The organism is Sphingomonas sp. DBB INV C78 (assembly GCF_042693015.1).
Classification (GTDB): Bacteria; Pseudomonadota; Alphaproteobacteria; order Sphingomonadales; family Sphingomonadaceae; genus Sphingomonas_E.
Map to the genome: position 1 here is coordinate 4,714,265 of NZ_CP170544.1, position 18,757 is coordinate 4,733,021.

The 18,757-nt window shown below is 64.2% G+C and carries 14 protein-coding genes; 11 read left to right on the top strand and 3 right to left on the bottom strand.

Translation table 11 applies throughout. The features are described from left to right. Window positions 1-4 precede the first annotated feature (4 nt). The gene (locus ACFB49_RS22570) at window positions 5-2,494 is read right to left on the bottom strand and encodes an EAL domain-containing protein (RefSeq protein ID WP_380873963.1); all 2,490 of its coding nucleotides are present in this window, start codon (window positions 2,492-2,494) and stop codon (window positions 5-7) included. Window positions 2,495-2,780: 286 nt separating this feature from the next. Between ACFB49_RS22570 and ACFB49_RS22575 the strand changes: the two genes are divergently transcribed. From ACFB49_RS22575 to ACFB49_RS22595, 5 genes are all read left to right on the top strand, one after another. Then, window positions 2,781-3,701, top strand: a complete 921-nt coding sequence (locus tag ACFB49_RS22575) for a hypothetical protein (protein WP_380873964.1) — start codon at window positions 2,781-2,783, stop codon at window positions 3,699-3,701. Continuing rightward, a complete protein-coding gene (locus ACFB49_RS22580; RefSeq protein ID WP_380873966.1) occupies window positions 3,698-5,011 on the top strand; it encodes a phosphotransferase family protein in 1,314 nt (437 codons plus the stop codon). Before ACFB49_RS22575 ends, ACFB49_RS22580 begins: the two co-directional genes overlap by 4 nt. Continuing rightward, window positions 5,008-5,736 carry a tyrosine-protein phosphatase gene (locus ACFB49_RS22585; protein ID WP_380873967.1) on the top strand — a complete coding sequence of 243 codons (729 nt, stop codon included), beginning with the start codon at window positions 5,008-5,010 and terminating at the stop codon, window positions 5,734-5,736. The genes ACFB49_RS22580 and ACFB49_RS22585 overlap by 4 nt, the downstream gene beginning before the upstream one ends. 143 nt (window positions 5,737-5,879) lie before the next feature. Next, window positions 5,880-6,479 carry a TetR/AcrR family transcriptional regulator gene (locus tag ACFB49_RS22590; RefSeq protein ID WP_380873969.1) on the top strand — a complete coding sequence of 200 codons (600 nt, stop codon included), beginning with the start codon at window positions 5,880-5,882 and terminating at the stop codon, window positions 6,477-6,479. A gap of 40 nt (window positions 6,480-6,519) precedes the next feature. Further along, window positions 6,520-8,718 carry a TonB-dependent receptor gene (locus ACFB49_RS22595; protein WP_380873970.1) on the top strand — a complete coding sequence of 733 codons (2,199 nt, stop codon included), beginning with the start codon at window positions 6,520-6,522 and terminating at the stop codon, window positions 8,716-8,718. A 212-nt stretch (window positions 8,719-8,930) separates the two neighbouring features. Here the strand turns inward: ACFB49_RS22595 and ACFB49_RS22600 are convergent, their stop codons facing one another. Next, window positions 8,931-9,392 (bottom strand): MgtC/SapB family protein, encoded by a 462-nt coding sequence (locus ACFB49_RS22600; protein ID WP_380873971.1) that lies wholly within the window; start codon window positions 9,390-9,392, stop codon window positions 8,931-8,933. A gap of 139 nt (window positions 9,393-9,531) precedes the next feature. Between ACFB49_RS22600 and ACFB49_RS22605 the strand changes: the two genes are divergently transcribed. From ACFB49_RS22605 to ACFB49_RS22630, 6 genes are all read left to right on the top strand, one after another. Beyond that, window positions 9,532-10,986 carry a phospholipase D-like domain-containing protein gene (locus ACFB49_RS22605; protein WP_380873973.1) on the top strand — a complete coding sequence of 485 codons (1,455 nt, stop codon included), beginning with the start codon at window positions 9,532-9,534 and terminating at the stop codon, window positions 10,984-10,986. A 54-nt stretch (window positions 10,987-11,040) separates the two neighbouring features. Then, the gene (locus tag ACFB49_RS22610) at window positions 11,041-11,805 is read left to right on the top strand and encodes a histidine phosphatase family protein (RefSeq protein ID WP_380873974.1); all 765 of its coding nucleotides are present in this window, start codon (window positions 11,041-11,043) and stop codon (window positions 11,803-11,805) included. Continuing rightward, on the top strand, window positions 11,805-12,707 hold the full coding sequence (locus ACFB49_RS22615; protein ID WP_380873976.1) for an NAD(P)H-hydrate dehydratase: 903 nt from the start codon (window positions 11,805-11,807) through the stop codon (window positions 12,705-12,707). Before ACFB49_RS22610 ends, ACFB49_RS22615 begins: the two co-directional genes overlap by 1 nt. Before the next feature lie 83 nt (window positions 12,708-12,790). Next, complete coding sequence (locus ACFB49_RS22620; RefSeq protein ID WP_380873978.1) at window positions 12,791-15,145, top strand: TonB-dependent receptor; 2,355 nt, start codon at window positions 12,791-12,793, stop codon at window positions 15,143-15,145. Continuing rightward, the gene (locus ACFB49_RS22625; protein ID WP_380873980.1) at window positions 15,145-16,743 is read left to right on the top strand and encodes a sulfatase-like hydrolase/transferase; all 1,599 of its coding nucleotides are present in this window, start codon (window positions 15,145-15,147) and stop codon (window positions 16,741-16,743) included. The genes ACFB49_RS22620 and ACFB49_RS22625 overlap by 1 nt, the downstream gene beginning before the upstream one ends. A gap of 294 nt (window positions 16,744-17,037) precedes the next feature. Continuing rightward, window positions 17,038-17,907, top strand: a complete 870-nt coding sequence (locus ACFB49_RS22630) for a DUF4394 domain-containing protein (protein WP_380873982.1) — start codon at window positions 17,038-17,040, stop codon at window positions 17,905-17,907. A gap of 69 nt (window positions 17,908-17,976) precedes the next feature. On the opposite strand, the gene ACFB49_RS22635 is transcribed toward ACFB49_RS22630, so the two are convergent. Then, entirely contained in the window at window positions 17,977-18,411 is a 435-nt protein-coding gene (locus ACFB49_RS22635; RefSeq protein ID WP_380873984.1) for a VOC family protein, read from the bottom strand. Window positions 18,412-18,757: the final 346 nt, after the last annotated feature.

The following is an 18,757-nucleotide window of genomic DNA, read 5'->3' on the forward strand; positions in this document are numbered from 1 at the left end:
CCGTTCAGATGCCGAGCCTGCGGTCGAGCATCTGGCCGATGCAGCTTTGTTCCACCTCTTCAGCAGGTTGAGGCGCGCCGAACAGGAAACCCTGGCCGACTCTGCACCCATTTGCGCGTAGATATTGGGCCTGGCCGTCGGTCTCGATCCCTTCGGCGACGACTGTCATCCGCATGGCGCGGCCGAGATTGATGATCGCATCGACGATCGCGGCATCGTCGCGGTCATGCTCGACATTGCTGACAAAGCTGCGGTCGATCTTGAGCGTGTCCACCGGATATTGCTTGAGGTGGCTGAGCGAGGCGAAACCCGTGCCGAAATCATCAAGCGCGATGCGGACGTTTTCCGCGCTCAGCAGGCGGAGCGCCCGTTCGACATATTCGGCGCCCCGGCCGAGGAATACGGTCTCGGTGATCTCGATCTCCAGATATTCGGGGGGGATTTCGCATGCCGCCAGGCGCTCCAGCACGCGCTCGGCGAAATCATCATATTTGAAGTCCGCGGCCGAAGCATTGATGGCGATGCTGCCGGGATCGAAGCCGCGATCCAGCCATCGGCGAACATCATCCGTAACGGCCTTCAGCATGGTTTCGGTGATCGCCACGGCAAGGTCGAAATCCTCGAACGCGGCGGTGATGGTCCGCGGCATCTGCAGGCCGAGCAAGGGATGCCGCCACCGCAACAATGCCTCGAAGCCCGAGATTCGCCCGGAATCGAGCAGAACCTTTGGCTGGTAATAGGGAACGATCAACTGGCTGTTGAGCGCACTGCGCGCCATGTTGAGCATCGACGCGCGCTTCTGGCTGACGGCACGCATGTTGGGCTGGAACATGGTGAGGCGCCCGCGACCCGAAGTCTTGGCGCTATAAAGAGCGAGATCGGCCGACTTCAGAAGCTCCGATGCGTTCGTCCCGTCATCGGGAAACAGGCTGGCGCCGATGCTCGCGGCACAGTCCAGGCTGCGTCCGTCATGCTGGAAGGGAACGCGCAGCCCTTCAATCAGGTGGGCCGCGATGGTTTCGAGTTCGGGGCGGCTGGCCACGTCGGGGATGATGACCGCGAATTCGTCGCCCGCCAGCCGGCCGACGATCGCACCCGACGGAGCCAGTTTCGCCAGCCTTTCGGCGAAGGTCCGCAACAATGCGTCGCCGGCATCGTGGCCGAGCGTGTCGTTGGTGATCTTGAGGTCATCGACATCGCATAACAGCAGCCCAAAACGGGTCGCGGTCTCCTCCGCCTGCTCCGCTTTCTGATCCAGCGTTTCGTAAAGAAGATTGCGGTTGGGGAGCGAGGTCAGCGCATCGTGCATCGCCGTCCAGCGCAGCAATTCCTTCGCAGTGCGTTCTTCGGTCACGTCCTGGAAGGTGACGAGCAGCCTTTCCAGCACCCCGGATTGTGACCGAATATTCCAGCCGGCGCTTTTGAGCCAGCGTTGCTCCCCATTGTCGGCACGGCGTATGCGAATCATGGATTCAAACTGGCGTGGCACGGCCCGGTTCGAAACGGCAGCGACGATCGATTCGAGGTGGCGGCGATCCTCCGGGTGGAGCAGTGACAGAGCGAGTTCGATAGTCGGTTCCGCATCCGCGGGTAGCCCGAGCATGGCCTTGAACTCGTCCGACCAGCTTCGCCTGCCGCTGTGAGGATCATAATCCCAAATGCCTAGCCGCGACGACTGGATGGCGAGGCGCAGGCGTTCCTCGCTCTCCGCCAGGGCATCCGTTGCCATCTTCTCGTTATGAACGTCTTCCAACGTACCGTACCAGCGGATGATGCGGCCTTCGGAATCGAAGCGGGCCGAGGCGCGTGCCCGCATCCAGCGCCAATCGCCCGACGCGGTATGCACGCGATAGGTGACGTCGACTGGATTGCCTGATTCGAGCGCGGCCACCCATGCGGCCATCGTCGGGGCGACATCGTCGGGGTTCAGCGAGGCAAGCCACCCGGCCCCGCGCGCACTTTCCGTAGGGTGCCCGGTCAGTTCCTGCCAGCGCGGTCCCACCTCGTCGATCGAGCCATCGGGATTGGCCGTCCACAGGATCTGTGGGTTGAGCGCGACCGAGAAGCGGTGATGCGCCAGGCTTTCGCGAAGCTCCGCCTCCACGGCCTGCCGCCCCGAGATATCGTCGGCCAGCATGATGACCGAGCCGGGCGGTGCGAAGGGCAGGGAAGCCCTTTCCGCATAGATGGATGCATTGCATTCCGCGCCACAGGATTTCAGCAGCGTGAGCGTCATCTTCACACCCGGTTCGCCATCGGACAGCGAGGACAGGCGTCGGGCCACGCTGGCGCGATCGGCCGGCACGAACAGGTCGGTGATCGGCGCGCCGACCAGAGCGTCCGCCGTCCGCCCGATCAGCCGGGAAAAGGCGGCATTGATCGCGATCAGCCGGCCGTCGCAATCGCACATCACCATTCCAACGGGCGTGGCGTCATCCTGCTCGCTGACGGCAAATTGGGTGATCGGGACGGTGAGCGGACGATCTTTGCGCATGCAATTCCCGAACAAGAAACGGGGAACCTATACTCCGGATGCGCGGCTCCCCGAAACATGACAACCCGCAACCGGCCGGCAAGTTGCAGCATCGACCCGCCGGATGCCGGCGACCGGACAAAGCCTTTCGTCCAAGCACTATAGCGACTTCCCATAGTGTAGGGGACTTTCACCGCAGATGACCATTGGCCGCTTCCCATTGCCGGCCTTGCCAATCCCCTCTGATTTTTTTAGTCCATACGGACGATAAACGGAGAGGCGGACCATGCTACGCGAAGAAGACAGGATGCATCAGCCTGGTTCGGACGAAAGCTGGTTCGAATCCTGGTGGTTTGCCTTCTACGTCCCGGCCCGAAAACTCACGGTTTATGTCTATCCCTGGTTCCGCCCCAACCTCGGCATCTGCGGCGGTGGCGTGTTCGCCTGGGACGATCGGGGCTCGCTGGCCTGGACGATGCTCCACCATGATTATGGCTGGAGCCGGCGTTACGATGGCGAAGCGGCGATGCTGGATGGTACGCGCCTGACGATGCCGCAAGGTGTGGTGATCGACGTCATCGAGAGCGGACATGGCTATCGCATCCGTTACGATCATCCTTCGCTGGGGTTCGACGTGCATTTCTCCGCCACTGCCGATGTCGCGGCCACCTCGGCCAAGACACCGGACCCCGGCGTCTTCAAAGGCCATATCGATCAACCCGGGCGCTACACCGGGTGGGTTCGTGTGGGCGACGAGCGACTGGAGGTGGATTGCCATTGTGTCCGCGATCGTAGTTGGGGTCCGCGTCGCGATGACATGATCGACATGCATATCGGTTATTTCCACGCCACGGCTTCGGGAAAGGACGCCTTCCTGATCGTCACGCATGGCGGTGCCGACAGCGAAAGCTTTTCCATGCTGTCCGGCTATCTGATCCGCGATGGGGTGCATGCCCCGCTGGTCGAAGGAACGGCGAAGATGGTGCGCGGCGCGGATCTTTCGCCGGCGGGATGTGTGGTCGAGGCGCGGGATGCTCAGGGCCGGCAGTTGGTGGCCCAGGGACGCAGCATCACCCGGATGGCGGTGCAGGTTCAGCCCGGTATGTTCAATTGGTCGAGCTTTGCGGAGTGGGAATGGGATGGCGTGAAGGCCCATGGCGAATTGCAGGATACCTGGCATCCTGACGGTTACCGTGCCTTCGCACTGGCACATGGGGCGGCCGCATGATCGGGATCGTCGATGATCAGGCGAAGGATGTGGCGCTCCGCACCTGGATCGAGGCGACGACCGGTGCCAGCATAAAGGCCATCCACCGGGTCAGCGGTGGCGCCTTTCGCACGAGCAGCCTGGTGGAGCTTGTCGGGCCGGGCGATCGGCAGGGCTGTGCCTTCCTGAAGATCGATCTGGGCTCGGCACCCAAGACGCCGTTCGATCTGCGGCGGGAGCATGGCCTTCTTGCCCGGCTCGACGGACACGCGCGCGCCCCGCGGACGATCGGGTGGCACGAAGGCGCGACCGCCATGGCGATGCACTGTCTGCCGGGAGAGGCGGTCTATGCCAAGATCCGGGACGATGCGCATCGCGAGCGGATCGAACGGTCCTTCGCCGAGGCGCTGGTGGAATGCCACGCGATCGACATCGCATCGCTTGCGCTCGATCATCTACCTGCCGGGCTGTCGATCCGACAGGCGATCGAGCAGGAATTGGCGATGTGGGAGGCGCTGCTCGACGAACGGGTGGCCGATCCCGATCCGCTGACATTGTTCGCCTTCCGCTGGCTGCATCATCGCCTGCCGGCGGATGATCGCCCCGCTGTGCTGGTCCAGGGCGATGCGGGGCCGGGCAACTTCCTGTTCGACGATGAGCGGGTGACGGGCCTGGTCGATTGGGAGATGACGCATCTCGGCCATCCGCTCGAGGATCTGGGATGCGTTCTGGCGCGATCGCTGGTGCAGCCGATGACGAGCGCGGATCGGTTGCTGGCCTTGTATCGCCAGGCATCCGGCGCGGTGTGGAGGCGCGAGGAACTGCTCTACGTTACGGTGCTGGTGATGGCGCGGTTCAGCGTGCCGATCGCGCTGGCGCTGGAAAGCCGGCACACTGGCTTGGATTATGGGCTGACCAACAGCTATTTCCGTCTGTCGCAGATATCGCTCGTCCGACTGATCGCGCGGGCTGAGAATGTCGCGCTCGATGAAAGCGTGCCGACCGCGGGCGCGAGGCCGCCGATCGATTTCGAGTTCGAATATCTGCGCGATGTGCTTGGCAATATCGTCAAGCCGGCGGTGGATGATCCCTATGTCGGATACCGCCTCGACGGCGCGATCGGTCTGATCAATTATCTTGGCGCGGCACTCGGCACCGAGACGCCGTCGGAGCGGGCGGACCGAGAGACGTTGCGCAAGCTATATGCGGAGCAGATCGCGACCGGAGAGATCCGCGCGACGCTGCAGGACTTCCTGACCGAAGCGCTGTGGCGGGAGGTGCTGATGCGCGACATGCTAGGCCCGCTGCACGGTCGGCGGGTCGAACTGTGACCGACTTTGCGGCCATCCGTCGCCATGCTCCAAACTTCCGGCCGGTTGGCGAGGGGATGATCGCGCCGGGATTGCTTTACCGATCGGGGGAATTGACGCGGCTCGATGGGGCGGCTTGGGAAGCGATGGCGGCGCTGGGTATCCGCACCTTGATCGACCTTCGAGGAACGCAGGAGATCGAGCGGATGCCGGTGACGCCGCCCGCCGGGATGCGGCTGGTATCGGTGCCGTTGCAGCCGGGCGATGGCCGGCGCTTCAGCACGGCGAGCGATGGCATGTCGGCCGCGGAGATGATCGGCCAAGCCTATCGCCATATCGTGAGCGAGCATCGCGCGGAGATCGGCCGGGTGGTTCGTCTGCTGGCCGAACTGGAGACCATGCCGGCGGTATTGTTCTGCACGGCGGGTAAGGACCGGACGGGGATATTGTCCGCACTGGTACTGGCGGCGCTCGATCTGGAGGCAACTGAGATCGAGGCGGACTATGCGATGACCAATGCGATGCTGACCGGGGAAGCGCGGCAGAGCGTGTGGGACGTGAGCGCGAAGCTTTCGACCTTCGGCATGCCGAGCGGGCCGATCGTCGATGCGCTGATGGCGGCGGACCCGGCTTATCTGCGGGCGGCGCTGGAGGCGGTGGGGTCGATCGCGGACTATTTCGAGGCGCTGGGGCTGGAGCCCGAAATCCGGGACCGGTTGAGAGATAGGTTGAGACTGGTTTCCTAGGTGGTTTTCGTCCAGTTGGATCGCCATTGACTTTATCGTCCGAGTGGACGATTAAAATCGCATGACATCTTCCCTATTCCCCGCCGGCGCCTTTAGGAGCGGATCGACGGCGTGCTGCGCCTGTCGAATCGGGGAGGGACGGAATGCCGAAGATCGTCGACCATGACGAACAGCGCCGCATCATCGCTGCGGCCGCGGTGCGCTGGATCGCGAGCCATGGCCTGGAAACGCTGTCCCAGCGCAACGTCGCGGCGCTCAGCGGCCGATCCAAAGGCAATGTGCAGCATTATTTTCCGGACAAGGCCTCGCTCATGTTCGGCGCGCTCAAATGGGTTTCGGGCGAGCGTGCGGAACGCGCCCGGCCGGTCCCCGGCGATCCCGACGCCGACGATCCGTTCGCGACGCTCAGCCGACGCCTCTTTGCGGTGCTGCCGACCGACGAGAAACGCGCCGACGAATGGCGCGTGCGCCTGTCGCTCTACGTCTATGCGCATAACGATCCGGACATGCAGGCCTATCTGGCCGAACATGGCCGCGAGCTTGCCGAGATCGGCGTGGCCGATGTCCGCGCCTGCCAGGCGAAGGGCGAGGTCCGCGCCGACCTCGATCCGGCGCTCACCTATCAGCGCCTGTCCGCCGCCGTATCCGGCATCGCCGTCGCCGCGCTCGCCAATGGCGGAGCGATCGGTGCGGCCGAGCAGGAGGCCATGCTTGCCGAAGTGCTGAAGTCCATCGCCGTCTGATGGGGGTCGCCAGAACCCTCCGGGCAAAAGGGAGGGTAGAATGAAAATCCAGAAGTTGCTTGCTGCCGTCAGTTGCGTGGCGTTCACGGTCACCACGGCCCACGCCCAGGAGACGGGCACGTCCGCGCCGGCGCCATCGCCCCAAAGCGGGCTGGAAGAGATCGTCGTCACCGCCCAGAAGCGGGCCGAAAATCTGCAGGAAGTGCCGATTTCGATCGTCTCGATGAGCAATGAGAAGCTGACCGATCTCAATATCGATCGCTTCACCGATGTCGGCTTCACCGTGCCCGGCCTGCGGCTGAGCCAGCATCCGACCACACCCTTTTCGACGCGGCTGTTCATCCGCGGCATCGGCAATAATGATGCGCAGGTGACGCAGGACCCGGCGGTTGGCGTCTATGTCGACGGCGTCTATATCGCGCGATCAACCGGCCTTGCCTTCGACTTCGGCGATGCCGAGCGGGTGGAGGTGCTGCGCGGTCCGCAGGGCACGCTCTATGGCCGCAACACCACGGGCGGCGCGATCAACATCGTCACGCGGAGGCCAAGCGGCGAAGCCAGCGCGGATGTGGAAGTGGGCTATGGCACCAAGGATTATTTCCGCGCGCTCGGCCGTATCGAATTCCCTGAATTCGCTGGCATCGCGACCAGCCTGACCGCGGTCTATTCGGAGCGTGACGGGCTGGTGGAGAATACCGGCGTCGGCAAGGATTTCGGCGAGAATGACCGCTGGGGTCTGCGCTTCGTGGCGGCGGCCGACCTGTCGGACAATTTCGACGCCTTCTTCAGCTTCGACCATTCACTCGAACATAATGCGCCCTTCTATTACCAGGCGCAGGATGTGGCGCCGGGGTTCGAAACCTTCATTCCCGTGGCGCCGAAACGGGTGAAGCGCGCGACGCTGGCCGCGCCGGTGGAGCAGAGCCGGCTGCGCACCGATGGCCTGGCGCTGACGCTGACGTGGAAGCCGTCGGATGATCTGACCCTGAAATCGATCACCGGCTATCGCGCGTTCAACGCCAGCGTCTATGCCGATTTTTCCGGCAATCCGGTGGCGACCCTGTTCCGCACCAACCGGCAGGACACCGATCACCACCAGTTCAGCCAGGAAGTGCAGTTGCTCGGCGGCGGGTTCGACGATCGGCTCGAATATATCATCGGCGGCTATCTCTTCTCCGAGAAGGCCGATCAGACCGAGGATTATGACGCCGGCCCCTTCATCATCAGCAACCGCTTCATCTACGCCAAGAACAAGGCGCAGGCGCTGTTCGCCAATGCGACCTGGGCATTCAACGAGCAAGTGAAGCTGACGGTCGGCGGGCGTTATTCCTGGGATCAGCGGCGCGCGACCAAGGACAATGTCGACTTCACCGTCCCCGATCCGGTGACGGGAGCGCCGCCGTTCGCCTTCATCGGCAATGGCGACAAGGACTTCTCCAAGTTTAATCCGTCCGCCAACATCTCCTGGCAGCCCAGCGAGGATGTGAACCTCTATGCGAAGGTGGTGACGGGCTATCGCTCCGGCGGGTTCGGCACGGGATCGGCATCGAAGGAGGATTTCGAGCGCGGGTTCGACGAGGAAAATCTGACCTCGTTCGAAGCGGGCGTGAAGTTGCAGGGCTGGGATCGCCGGCTGCAGTTCAACAGCGCCTTCTTCTATTCCAAATATAAGGACATTCTGATCGACCTGGCGGTGCTGGGGGCGCCACAGTTCGTCGCCAGCTTCAATGCCGGCCGCGCGCGCATCTATGGCGCGGAACTGGATCTGACCGTCCTGCCGATCGAGGCGATCCGCTTCGACCTCAGCTACGCTTATCTCAACGCCAAATATACCGAGGTGCTCGATCCGCAGACCGGCGCGGATGTGACCGACTTGTTCAAATTCCCCAACGCGCCGAAGCACAGCTTCAGCATCACCGCGGATGCCGAGCTTGCGCGGTTGGGCGATGCGCCGCTGCACCTGATCCTGAACTATGCCTGGCAGGACAAGGTGGTGACGACCGCGCCCTATATCGAGCGGCCGGGCGCGCGGATCGGCGCTTATGGCCTGCTGAATGGCCGGCTGGAGCTGAAACAGCTGCCGCTGGGCGCGGGCACGGTGGACCTGGCGGTGTGGGGCCGCAACCTTACCGACAAGGCCTATGTGATCGACGCGGTGGGCAGCTTCCCCTGGTCGACCAACATGAAGGCCTATGGCGAGCCGATGACGCTGGGGGTTGAGGCGCGGGTGCATTTCTGAGGGAGCAGCATCACAGAAGGCTCGTCACCCCGGGCTTGACCCGGGGTCCCGCTTCTTCCGCTCCTGAGGCGCTTGCGCGCTGATGGGGGGAGTGTTTTGTTCAAGCGGGGCAATCGGACTGGCAAGACCTGAGTTGATGTCCCCGGTTAAGCGGGACCCCGGGTCAAGCCCGGGGTGACGAGAAAGATTTAAGTCGGCGTGACACCACTGAATCAACCGCCCGGCCGGTCTTCGGCCGGGTCATCGCCCCGTTCATTCTCGCGGGGTTTCAGCGGGCGCATGAACCAGAGCGTCGCCATCGTCAGCACCGCCAGCACCACCGCGACATCATAGCTGCCGAGCCCTGCGGCGACGCCGATTGCGCCCGTCACCCACAGGCTGGCCGCGGTCGCGGTGCCCTTTACCGATTTGCGCTGTTGCAGGATCGCGCCGCCGCCGAGGAAGCCGATGCCGGCGATCACCCCTTCCAGCACGCGCGCCATCGCCGCGGGATCGTCTGCCGTGAGCGTTTCGACCGCCTGAACGAAGCCGCAACTCGCCAGCGCCACCAGCGGGAAGATGCGCAGGCCGGCGCTGCGTTCCTCAACTTCCCGGTTCCATCCGATCGGCAGCGCCAGCGCATAAGCGGCGGCCAGCGCGAAGAGGTGGGGAAGGAGATCAAACTGGTCTGGCATCGACCTTTCAAACGGCGCTGGAGCGCGGTTCGTTCCGTTGCCGTTGATGGGCGTGGATCAACTGGCGGCGCTGGGAGTTTGACGCTCGACAACACCGCTCCGCCCGCGAAACGGTCGGACGGGGCATGGCGAGGCCGGAATGCTCAAGACAGGCGAGAATTGCTGGCGGATCGAACAGGCGGTCCGCGCTGCGACGATCATCGACGCAGACGATTATTTCAACGCCGCGCGGGCCGCATTCCTGAAGGCGCGGCGGCGCATCATGTTGATCGGCTGGGATTTCGACGCGCGCATCGCCTTTGGCGAGAATAAGGGCGATGACGGGCCGGAGACGATCGGCGACTTCATCTACTGGCTGGTCGAGCGCAATCCCGAGCTGGAGGTGTTCCTGCTGCGCTGGGACCTGGGCGCGGTGAAGACCTTGTTTCGCGGGTCGACCATCTTCACGGTGATGAAGTGGATGACGCATGATCGCATCCATACCAAGCTGGACGGGATGCATCCGCCGGGCGCGTCGCACCATCAGAAGATTGTGGTGATCGACGATTGCTTCGCCTTCTGCGGCGGGATCGACATGACCGGCGACCGCTGGGACACGCGCGAGCATCGCGATGATGATCCGCGGCGCAAGCGGCCCAATGGCAAGCTCTACGATCCCTGGCACGACGCGACGACGGCGCTGGAAGGGCCGGTGGCGGCCGCGCTGGGCGAGCTGGCGCGCGACCGCTGGCACCGGGCGGGCGGGCATGAGCTGGCGCCCGTGACCTCCCCCAATGACTGCTGGCCGGACCCGCTGGAGCCCCAGTTCACCCACGTCGAAGTTGCGATCGCGCGGACCGTGCCGAAGATGGACGATCAGGAACCGATCGACGAGATCGAGAAGCTCTATCTCGACCAGATCGCGGCGGCCGAGCGGTTCATCTATGCCGAAAGCCAATATTTCGCGTCGCGGCGCATTGCCGAGGCGCTGGCGAAGCGGCTCGACGAGAAGGACGGGCCCGAGATCATCCTCGTCAACCCGCAGTCGGCACAGGGTTGGCTGGAGCCGATCGCGATGGACACCGCACGCGCGCGATTGTTCGAGGCGCTGCGGCGGCGCGACAATCATGGCCATTTGCGCATGTACCATCCCTTCACCGCCAATGACGTGCCGATCTATGTCCACGCCAAGATATTGATCGTCGACGACCGGATATTGCGGGTCGGATCGTCGAACATGAACAACCGGTCGCTCGGCCTCGACACCGAATGCGACGTCACCATCGACACGCGGCGGCCAGGCAATGACGCGTGCAGCGACACCATCATCGCGGTGCGGGACGGGCTGCTGGCGGAGCATCTGGGCGTCACGCCGCAGCGTGTTGCGGCGACGATCGCGCAGACTGGATCGCTGATCGCCGCGATCGAAACGCTGAGCGGCGGCGGCGGGCGGACGCTGCGCGCCTACCAGACGCCCGATCTCGCCGAGGTGGAGAAATGGCTGGCCGACAATGAGGTGCTGGACCCGGAAAGCCCCGACGACATGTTCGAGACGCTCGACCGGCCGGGGCTTTTGCAGCGCCTGCATGGATGGCGCCATCACGGCGACGAGTGATCTCGGCGGGCAACCAATTCCGGGCATCGGCTTTGTTATGGCGAGGAGACAGGCATGGCAGGGCGATGGCCGGCGACATTATGGCTGGTGCGGCACGGCCAGAGCGCCGGCAATGTCGCGCGCGATCTGGCGCATGAGGAGGGGCTGGGGCGGATCGCGCTGACCGGGCGTGACGTCGATGTGCCGCTGAGCGAACTCGGCATGCAGCAGGCCGCGGCGCTGGGGCGGTCCTTCGCAGCCTTGTCGGCGGCGGAACGGCCGGATGTGATCCTCGCCTCGCCCTATCTGCGCGCGGTGGAGACGGCGAAGCTGTTCCGTGACCAGGGTGGCGCCGATGCCGACGAGCCGATCTGCGTCGATGAACGGCTGCGCGAGAAGGAATTCGGCATATTGGATGGCCTCACGACCTTCGGTGTTGCCGAGACTTTTCCGGAGCAGGCGGAGTTCCGCAAGCTGCTCGGCAAATTCTATCACCGGCCGCCGGGCGGCGAGAGCTGGTGCGATGTAATCTTCCGGCTGCGATCGCTGCTCGACACGATCGCGCTCCATTATGCCGGCTGCCGGGTGATGATCTTCGCGCATCAGGTGGTGGTGCTGTGCATGCGCTACATCATCGACAATCTCGACGAGGCGACGATCCTGGCAATCGACAAAGAGGGCGATGTCGCCAATTGCTCGGTCACCGAATATCGTTTCGATCCGCAGGCGGGGTCGCGCGGGCAGATGAAGCTCGTCCGCTATAACGCGACCTTGCCGGTCGAGAAGGAGGATGTGCCGGTGACACGCGCGCCCGATCCGATCGTAGCGGCGCGGGGGTGATGGGCGCGCGACCCATCGACGCGGCGTGGCGGCGGGCGCATCCGCTGCCCGTCCATGCGCGCGGCACCGACAAGAATGAACGGGGCCGCGTGCTGCTGGTCGGCGGGGCGGAATTCGTGCCGGGCGCGCTCCGCCTGTCGGGTGAGGCGGCGTTGCGCGCGGGCTGCGGCAAATTGCAGCTCGCCACCGTCGCCCATGTCGCGATGGCACTGGGCGTGCTGATGCCCGAGGCGGCGATGATCGCGCTGCCGGCCGAGGAGAGCGGCGAGATTTCCGTGGCCGGGGCGGAGATATTGAGCGAGGCGTTGGATCATTGCGACACGTTGATCCTGGGGCCGGGGATGAGCGAGCATGCGCGGACGACCGATCTCGTCCGCCAGATGCTGGCCGCGCCGCGGCCGGACCTGTCGATCGTGCTCGACGCGGCGGCCGCCACCTGCGCGGCCGAACTGGCGGACGAGATACGCCGGCATGAGGGCCGCGTGCTGTTGACCCCGCATCATGGCGAGATGGCGGCGCTGACCGGCCGATCGATAGAAGAGGTGGCCGCCGATCCGCTGGGGATCGCGCAACGTACAGCCGAGGATTTGGGAGCAGTGGTGGCAATCAAATCGGCGGCGACGTTCGTCACGGCGCCGGGCGCGGAGCCGCTGGCGTTTGCCAGTGAATGTATCGGGCTCGCCACCGGTGGATCGGGCGATGTGCTGGCCGGGATCATCGGCGGGCTGCTGTCGCGCGGCACGCCGCCGCAGGAGGCCGCGGCCTGGGGCGTCGCCATCCATGCCGAGGCGGGGCACCAGGCCAGCCGGACGATCGGCCCGATCGGCTTCCTGGCGAGCGACCTCTTGATGCTGATCCCGCGGATCATGGCGGGCGCGATCGAGTCACCATCGGCCCAATAGGGCGCGAAGCCGCAACTCTCGGAGTTTGGTCATCCTTTTGCACCCCTCCATAGCGTCCCAAAGGGTCGAGATGGAGAAACGGGATGACGGAATTGCGCCTTTTTGCGGCAGGCGTTGCCGTTACGGCTCTCTTGGCCAGCGGTGCGGCGATGGCGCAGGAGGCACCGGTTCCCGCGACCGAGCAGGCGGACGCTGCCGATGGCGATATCGTCGTCACCGCGCGGCGCCGGACGGAGCGCGCGCAGGACGTGCCGATTGCGCTCACGTCGCTTTCGGGGGAGCAGGTGTCGGTTCCGGGCGCGATCGGCCTGGTTCAGGTCGCCCAGCTTGCGCCGAGCCTGCAGTTGACCGCCACCAATCCCCGCCAGACCAATATCAACATCCGCGGCCTTGGCGCGACGCCGGCCTTTGCCAGCCTGGGGCTGGAATATGGCGTCGGCGTCTATGTCGATCAGGTGCTCTACAGCCGGCCGGCGCAATCGGCCTTCGACCTTTATGATCTGGAGCGGGTGGAGGTGCTGCGCGGGCCGCAGGGAACCTTGTTCGGCAAGAACACGACCGCGGGCGCGATCAACATCACCACTCAGGAGCCGGAATTCACGCCGTCGGGCCGGGGCGAGATCAGCTTCGGCAATTATGATTCGATCCAGATCCGCGCCACGGGATCGGCGCCGATTTCCGACCGCGCAGCGCTCAGGATCACTTTCTCCGATACGGTGCGGGAGAAGGGCTTCGTGACCATCCCGCGGACCGGCCAGCGCGTGCATGATCTGCACAGCATGGGCGTGCGCGGCCAATTGCTGTTCAACGCGACCGAAACGCTGAAGCTGCGGCTGATCGGCGATTATAGCGACCTCGACCAGAATTGCTGTTCGGGCGTCACGACATCGGTGCGGACGACGCGCATCGACGGATCGGTGCTGCCCGCCAACTTCAACATCCGCACCGCGCGCTTCGGCTATGTGCCGACGCCGATCGACCCCTATGCGCGGGAGATCGACACCAACCGGCTCTTCTACGTCAACCTCAAGACCTATGGCGCGACGGGCATCGCCGACTGGGATCTGGGTGCGGTGACGCTGACCTCCGTCACGGGATGGCGGAAGCTGGAATATCGCCCCGCCACCGATGGCGACGTCATCGGCCTCGACATCTTCGTGAATGCCGGGGTGAACGAGACGCAGGAACAGTTCAGCCAGGAACTGCGTGTCGCATCGAACGGCACCAACGCGGTCGATTATGTCGCCGGCCTCTATTATTTCTGGCAGCGGATCGACGACAAATTCTTCACGATCTACGGCAAGGACGCGGCGCTGTGGATATTGGGGCCGGCGCAGGGTTCAACCGGCCCTTCGATCGGTGGGCAGGCGGCGCTCAACGGCCTGTTCGCGGACGGCACGGCGAGCGCGCGGACGCGCAGCTATGCGGCGTTCGGCGAGGCGACCTGGCATGTCACCGACAGTTTGGATCTGACCGGCGGGCTTCGCTACACCCATGAGAAGAAGGACGGTTTCTTCGGGCAGGTGCAGCGCGGGCCGGCGCTGACGCCGACGGAAATCCTGTTCGGGGCGCAGGCGATCCGCAATGTCTTCGCCCCCAATATCCCGACCTTCGACGCCGCGACGACCGAGGATAATCTGTCGGGGCGGGCGACCCTTTCCTACAAGATCACGCCCGACGTGATGGCCTATGCGACGTATGCGCGCGGCTTCAAATCGGGCGGCCTCAACCTCAATGCGACGGGCGCGCCGCCGGTGATCGACCCCGAAAAGGTCGAAAGTTTCGAGGGCGGGTTCAAGACGCAGTTCCTCGATCGCAAACTGACGATCAACCTCGCCGCCTTCACCCAGAAGGTGCGCAATTATCAGAGCCAGCAGATCGACACGGCGGTGGCGCAGACCGCCTATATCGCCAATGTCGGCACGGTGCGCTCGCGCGGGCTGGAACTCGACGCCAGCCTGCGGCCGATGGACGGGCTCAATCTGTTCGCCAACGGCGCCTATATCGACGCGACCTATCGCAGCTTCAAGAATGCGCCATGCCCGGTCGAATATCTGGGGCTGCAGCCGACCTGCGACCTTTCCGGCCGCCGCCTGCCGGGCGTTTCCAAATATTCGTTCAGCGCCGGCGGCGAATATGCCTTCGATGTCGGCGATGACATGCGGGCCTATGTGAACATGGATTATGCCTATCGGTCGGATTTCTACACGACCTACAATCTGGCGATGGACTCGCTGGCGTCGGGCTATGGCGTCACCAATGCGCGGATCGGCATTCGCGGCATCGGCGAAGGGTGGGATCTGTCGATCTTCGCCCGCAACCTGTTCGACACCAACTATATCAGCATCATCAACCCTTCCGCCTTCAACACCGGCCAGTCGACCGCGATCCTGGGCGATCCGCGCACCTATGGCGTGACCCTGAAAGCGAGCTTCTGATGGCGGTGCGGCGCCCCAACATCCTGCTGATCCTGGCGGACGATCTCGGTTATTCGGACCTCGGTGCTTTCGGTGGGGAGATTGCGACGCCGCATCTTGACGCTCTGGCCATGGCGGGGGTCCGCTTCACCGCCTTCCATTCCGCGCCCGCCTGTTCGCCGACGCGGGCGATGCTGATGACGGGCACGGACCCGCATATCGCCGGCATCGGCACCATGCTGGAAGTGGCGCGCCCCGGCTTTCAGGGGGCGCCGGGATATGAGGGGCATCTGAACCACCGGGTGGTGACGGTGGCCGAACTGCTGCAGGCGGCGGGATGGCACACGATCCTTTCGGGCAAATGGCATCTGGGCGACACGGCAACGAGCATTCCTGCGGCGCGTGGCTTCGACCGCAGCTTCGCTTTGATGCCAGCGGGGGCGAGTCATTATTCGGGCGCGGAGGCCGATGCCTTCTCCGTGGTCGAGACGGCCTATCAGGAGGATGGCGTCGCGGTCGCGGAGTTGCCTGCCGATTTCTATTCGAGCGATTATTATACCGATCGGCTGATTGGCTACCTGGGCGAACGACCCGCGGGGCAGCCTTTCTTCGCTTATCTGCCTTTCACCGCGCCACATTGGCCGATCCAGGCGCCGGCGGAGTGCATCGCCAAATATCGCGGGCGTTATGACGCGGGGCCGGAAGTGCTGCGCGCCGAGCGACTGGAGCGGCAGGTGGCGATGGGGCTTTGCCCGGCGGACGTGATCGCGCATGATTTTGTCGGCGGCGAGCCCTGGGACACGCTGTCGGCCGAGGAGCGCGCCTGGTCGGCCCGCGCGATGGAAGCCTATGCCGGCATGGTCGATCGCATAGACTGGAATGTCGGGCGCATCGTCGATCATCTGCGGGAGACGGGCGAACTTGATAATACGCTGATCCTGTTCCTCTCCGACAATGGTGCGGAGGGCGCGATGGTCGAGGCGATGCCGATCTTCGGGCCGATCATCGCCGACCGGGTGAACCGGCTGTTCGACAACAGCATCGACAATCTGGGAAGCCCGACGAGTTGCTTCTGGTACGGCCCGCGCTGGGCGCAGGCGGCGACCGCGCCGTCGCGGCTGCACAAATCCTACACGGCCGAGGGCGGCATCCGCGTTCCCTTCTTCGCCAGCGGCCCCGGTATTGCCGGTCGTGGGCGGGCGAGTGGGGCGTTTGCCACCGCGATGGACGTGGCGGCGACGATCCTCGACGTGGCCGGCATCGCCCAGCCGGCGGAATGGGAAGGCCGCGCGATCGTGCCGCAGCGCGGGCGATCGCTGGCGCCGCATCTGGCCGACGAGATGGGTGAGGTGCATCCGGCAGGCACCGAGACAGGCTGGGAGTTGTTCGGCCGACGCGCGATCCGGCGGGATGATTGGAAGGCGCTGTGGCTCGATCCGCCGGAAGGGCCGGGACGCTGGCAGCTTTATGATCTTGGCGCCGACCCGGGGGAGACGACCGACCTGGCGGAAAACCGTGCCGATGTCCTCGCCGAGATGATGGCCGCGTGGGATCGCTACGTCGTCGAGGTGGGCGTCGTCACCGAACCGGTGAGCGTGTTCGAGATGGTGCGGGACTAGGAAGCCTCCCGTGCCGTCACCCCGGCGCAGGCCGGGGTCCACTGTGCGGCAGATACATTGGCTGGAGGCTGGGCGCGGCGTCTGCTTCCCGGTGGACCCCGGCCTGCGCCGGGGTGACGATCAGCATGTTTGGCGGCCGTGGGTGAAACAACGATCCGGCGCAATCCGGCCTGTATCAAAATGAGATGGCTATCGGCGGCCCCGATCCAAGCAATTTGTGCTAAAAGGGCGCTCGTCGGCTTCCAGGGATAGCAATCGACCTTTCCGAATGCCGACGATTGAGAGGAGGCTTGCATGCGTAGGTCCGCCCTTTGTGCAATCACGTTGGCGATTTTAGCCCCGACCTCCGCAGCACAGGCGCAGACGGCCTATGGCTTGCTAGGTTCGGACCGGATCGTCACGTTCGATGCAGCGGCGCCAGGCACCATCATTACGAACCAGGCAATCACTGGCCTGGGCGCGGGCGAGGTGCTGACCGGCATCGATATCAGACCGGCCAATGGCCTGATCTATACGGTGGCGACATCGGGCAATCTTTACAGCCTGAGTTCGGGGCCCGGCGCCTATGCGGCGACGCTCGTCGGTAATATCGGGACGCCCATTATCGGCAGCAATTTCGGGATCGATTTCAATCCGGTGCCCGATCGGCTGCGGTTCGTGAGCGACGGCGATCAGAATTTGCGGATCAACCCCAACAATGCGGTCACCCTCACCGATGGGTCGATCAACCCGAGTGATCTGAACCTGATCGGTTCCGCTTATATCAACAACTTCGCCGGGGCGACCGCGACGACCTTGTTCGGCATCGATTCGCTGACCGCGTCGCTGGTGCGCAGCACCAACCCGAACGCGGGCACTTATATCAGTGTCGGCTCGCTGGGGCTTGGCGCCATCGGCACGGATGCGCGGGTCGGCTTTGACGTGTTCACCAGTTCGGGCGTCAATACGGCATATCTGGCGCTCAACGACCAACTTTATACGGTCAATCTGACCACCGGAGCGGCGACCGCCGTGGGCGCGATCGGCGCCGACGATATCCGTGGTTTGACGCTGCGACTTGGGTTCGTGCCGGAACCGTCGACATGGGCGATGATGATTTGCGGATTCGGCATGGTGGGGTCCGCGCTGCGACGGCCGGCCGGGCGGGCGACTTTGACGGCCTAAAGGCTGATCGACGGTGAAAGCCCCTTGGCTTCCACCGCAGTGGCGCGCCCCGACGGCGTGGGCTGCTGCTCACATGCTGAATTCGATCGTCACGCTTTCCGCGGAGCGTTCGGCCGGGCCGTGATAGACGGCCTCGATATTGTTGCCGTCGGGGTCGATCGCGAAGGCCGCGAAATAGCCGGGATGGTAAGGCCGTTCGCCCGGCGCGCCATTATCTTTCCCGCCGGAGGCAATCGCCGCCTTGTGGAACGCCTCGACCGCGGCGCGGTCGCGCGCCTGGAAGGCGAGGTGATGGCGGCCAGTCAGTTCGCCCAGCGCCGCCTGGCTGTCGGCAGTCGAGACGAAAAGTTCGTCGACCCAGAAATAATCGTCGCCGCTGCCGCCGATCGGGATGCCGAGCGGTTCGAGCACGGCTTCATAGAAGCGGCGGCTGGCGGCGAGATCGCGGACGACAAGTTGCACATGATCGATCAGGCGGCCGCGATGAAGTTTATGGGCTTCCATGCCTGGCTCCTCGATTGCGATGCGATGCCAACCGCGCGGCCGCTGGTTGGTTCCGCGCGGCGCAAGCTATTGAAAAGCGGTTCTGGGGTAAGCGTCCGGCCGCAGATACATCGATAATTGGGATTATATTACAATGAGATATTTTAATTTTACCGAGCTTCTATGATTGCTGTCGGGCAAGATTGGCTGGGGCAAAATTATGCCCAAAGACCTGTATCTTGAATGTCACAAGTTGTTTCCAAAATGACTTGGTGATCAAGTTCGGCTTAGCATCATTTGTTTCCTTATGTTTCTCTCCGCCATCAAAGGTGCCGTGGCGAGGTGTCAGGGCGCCTACCTGCATGTT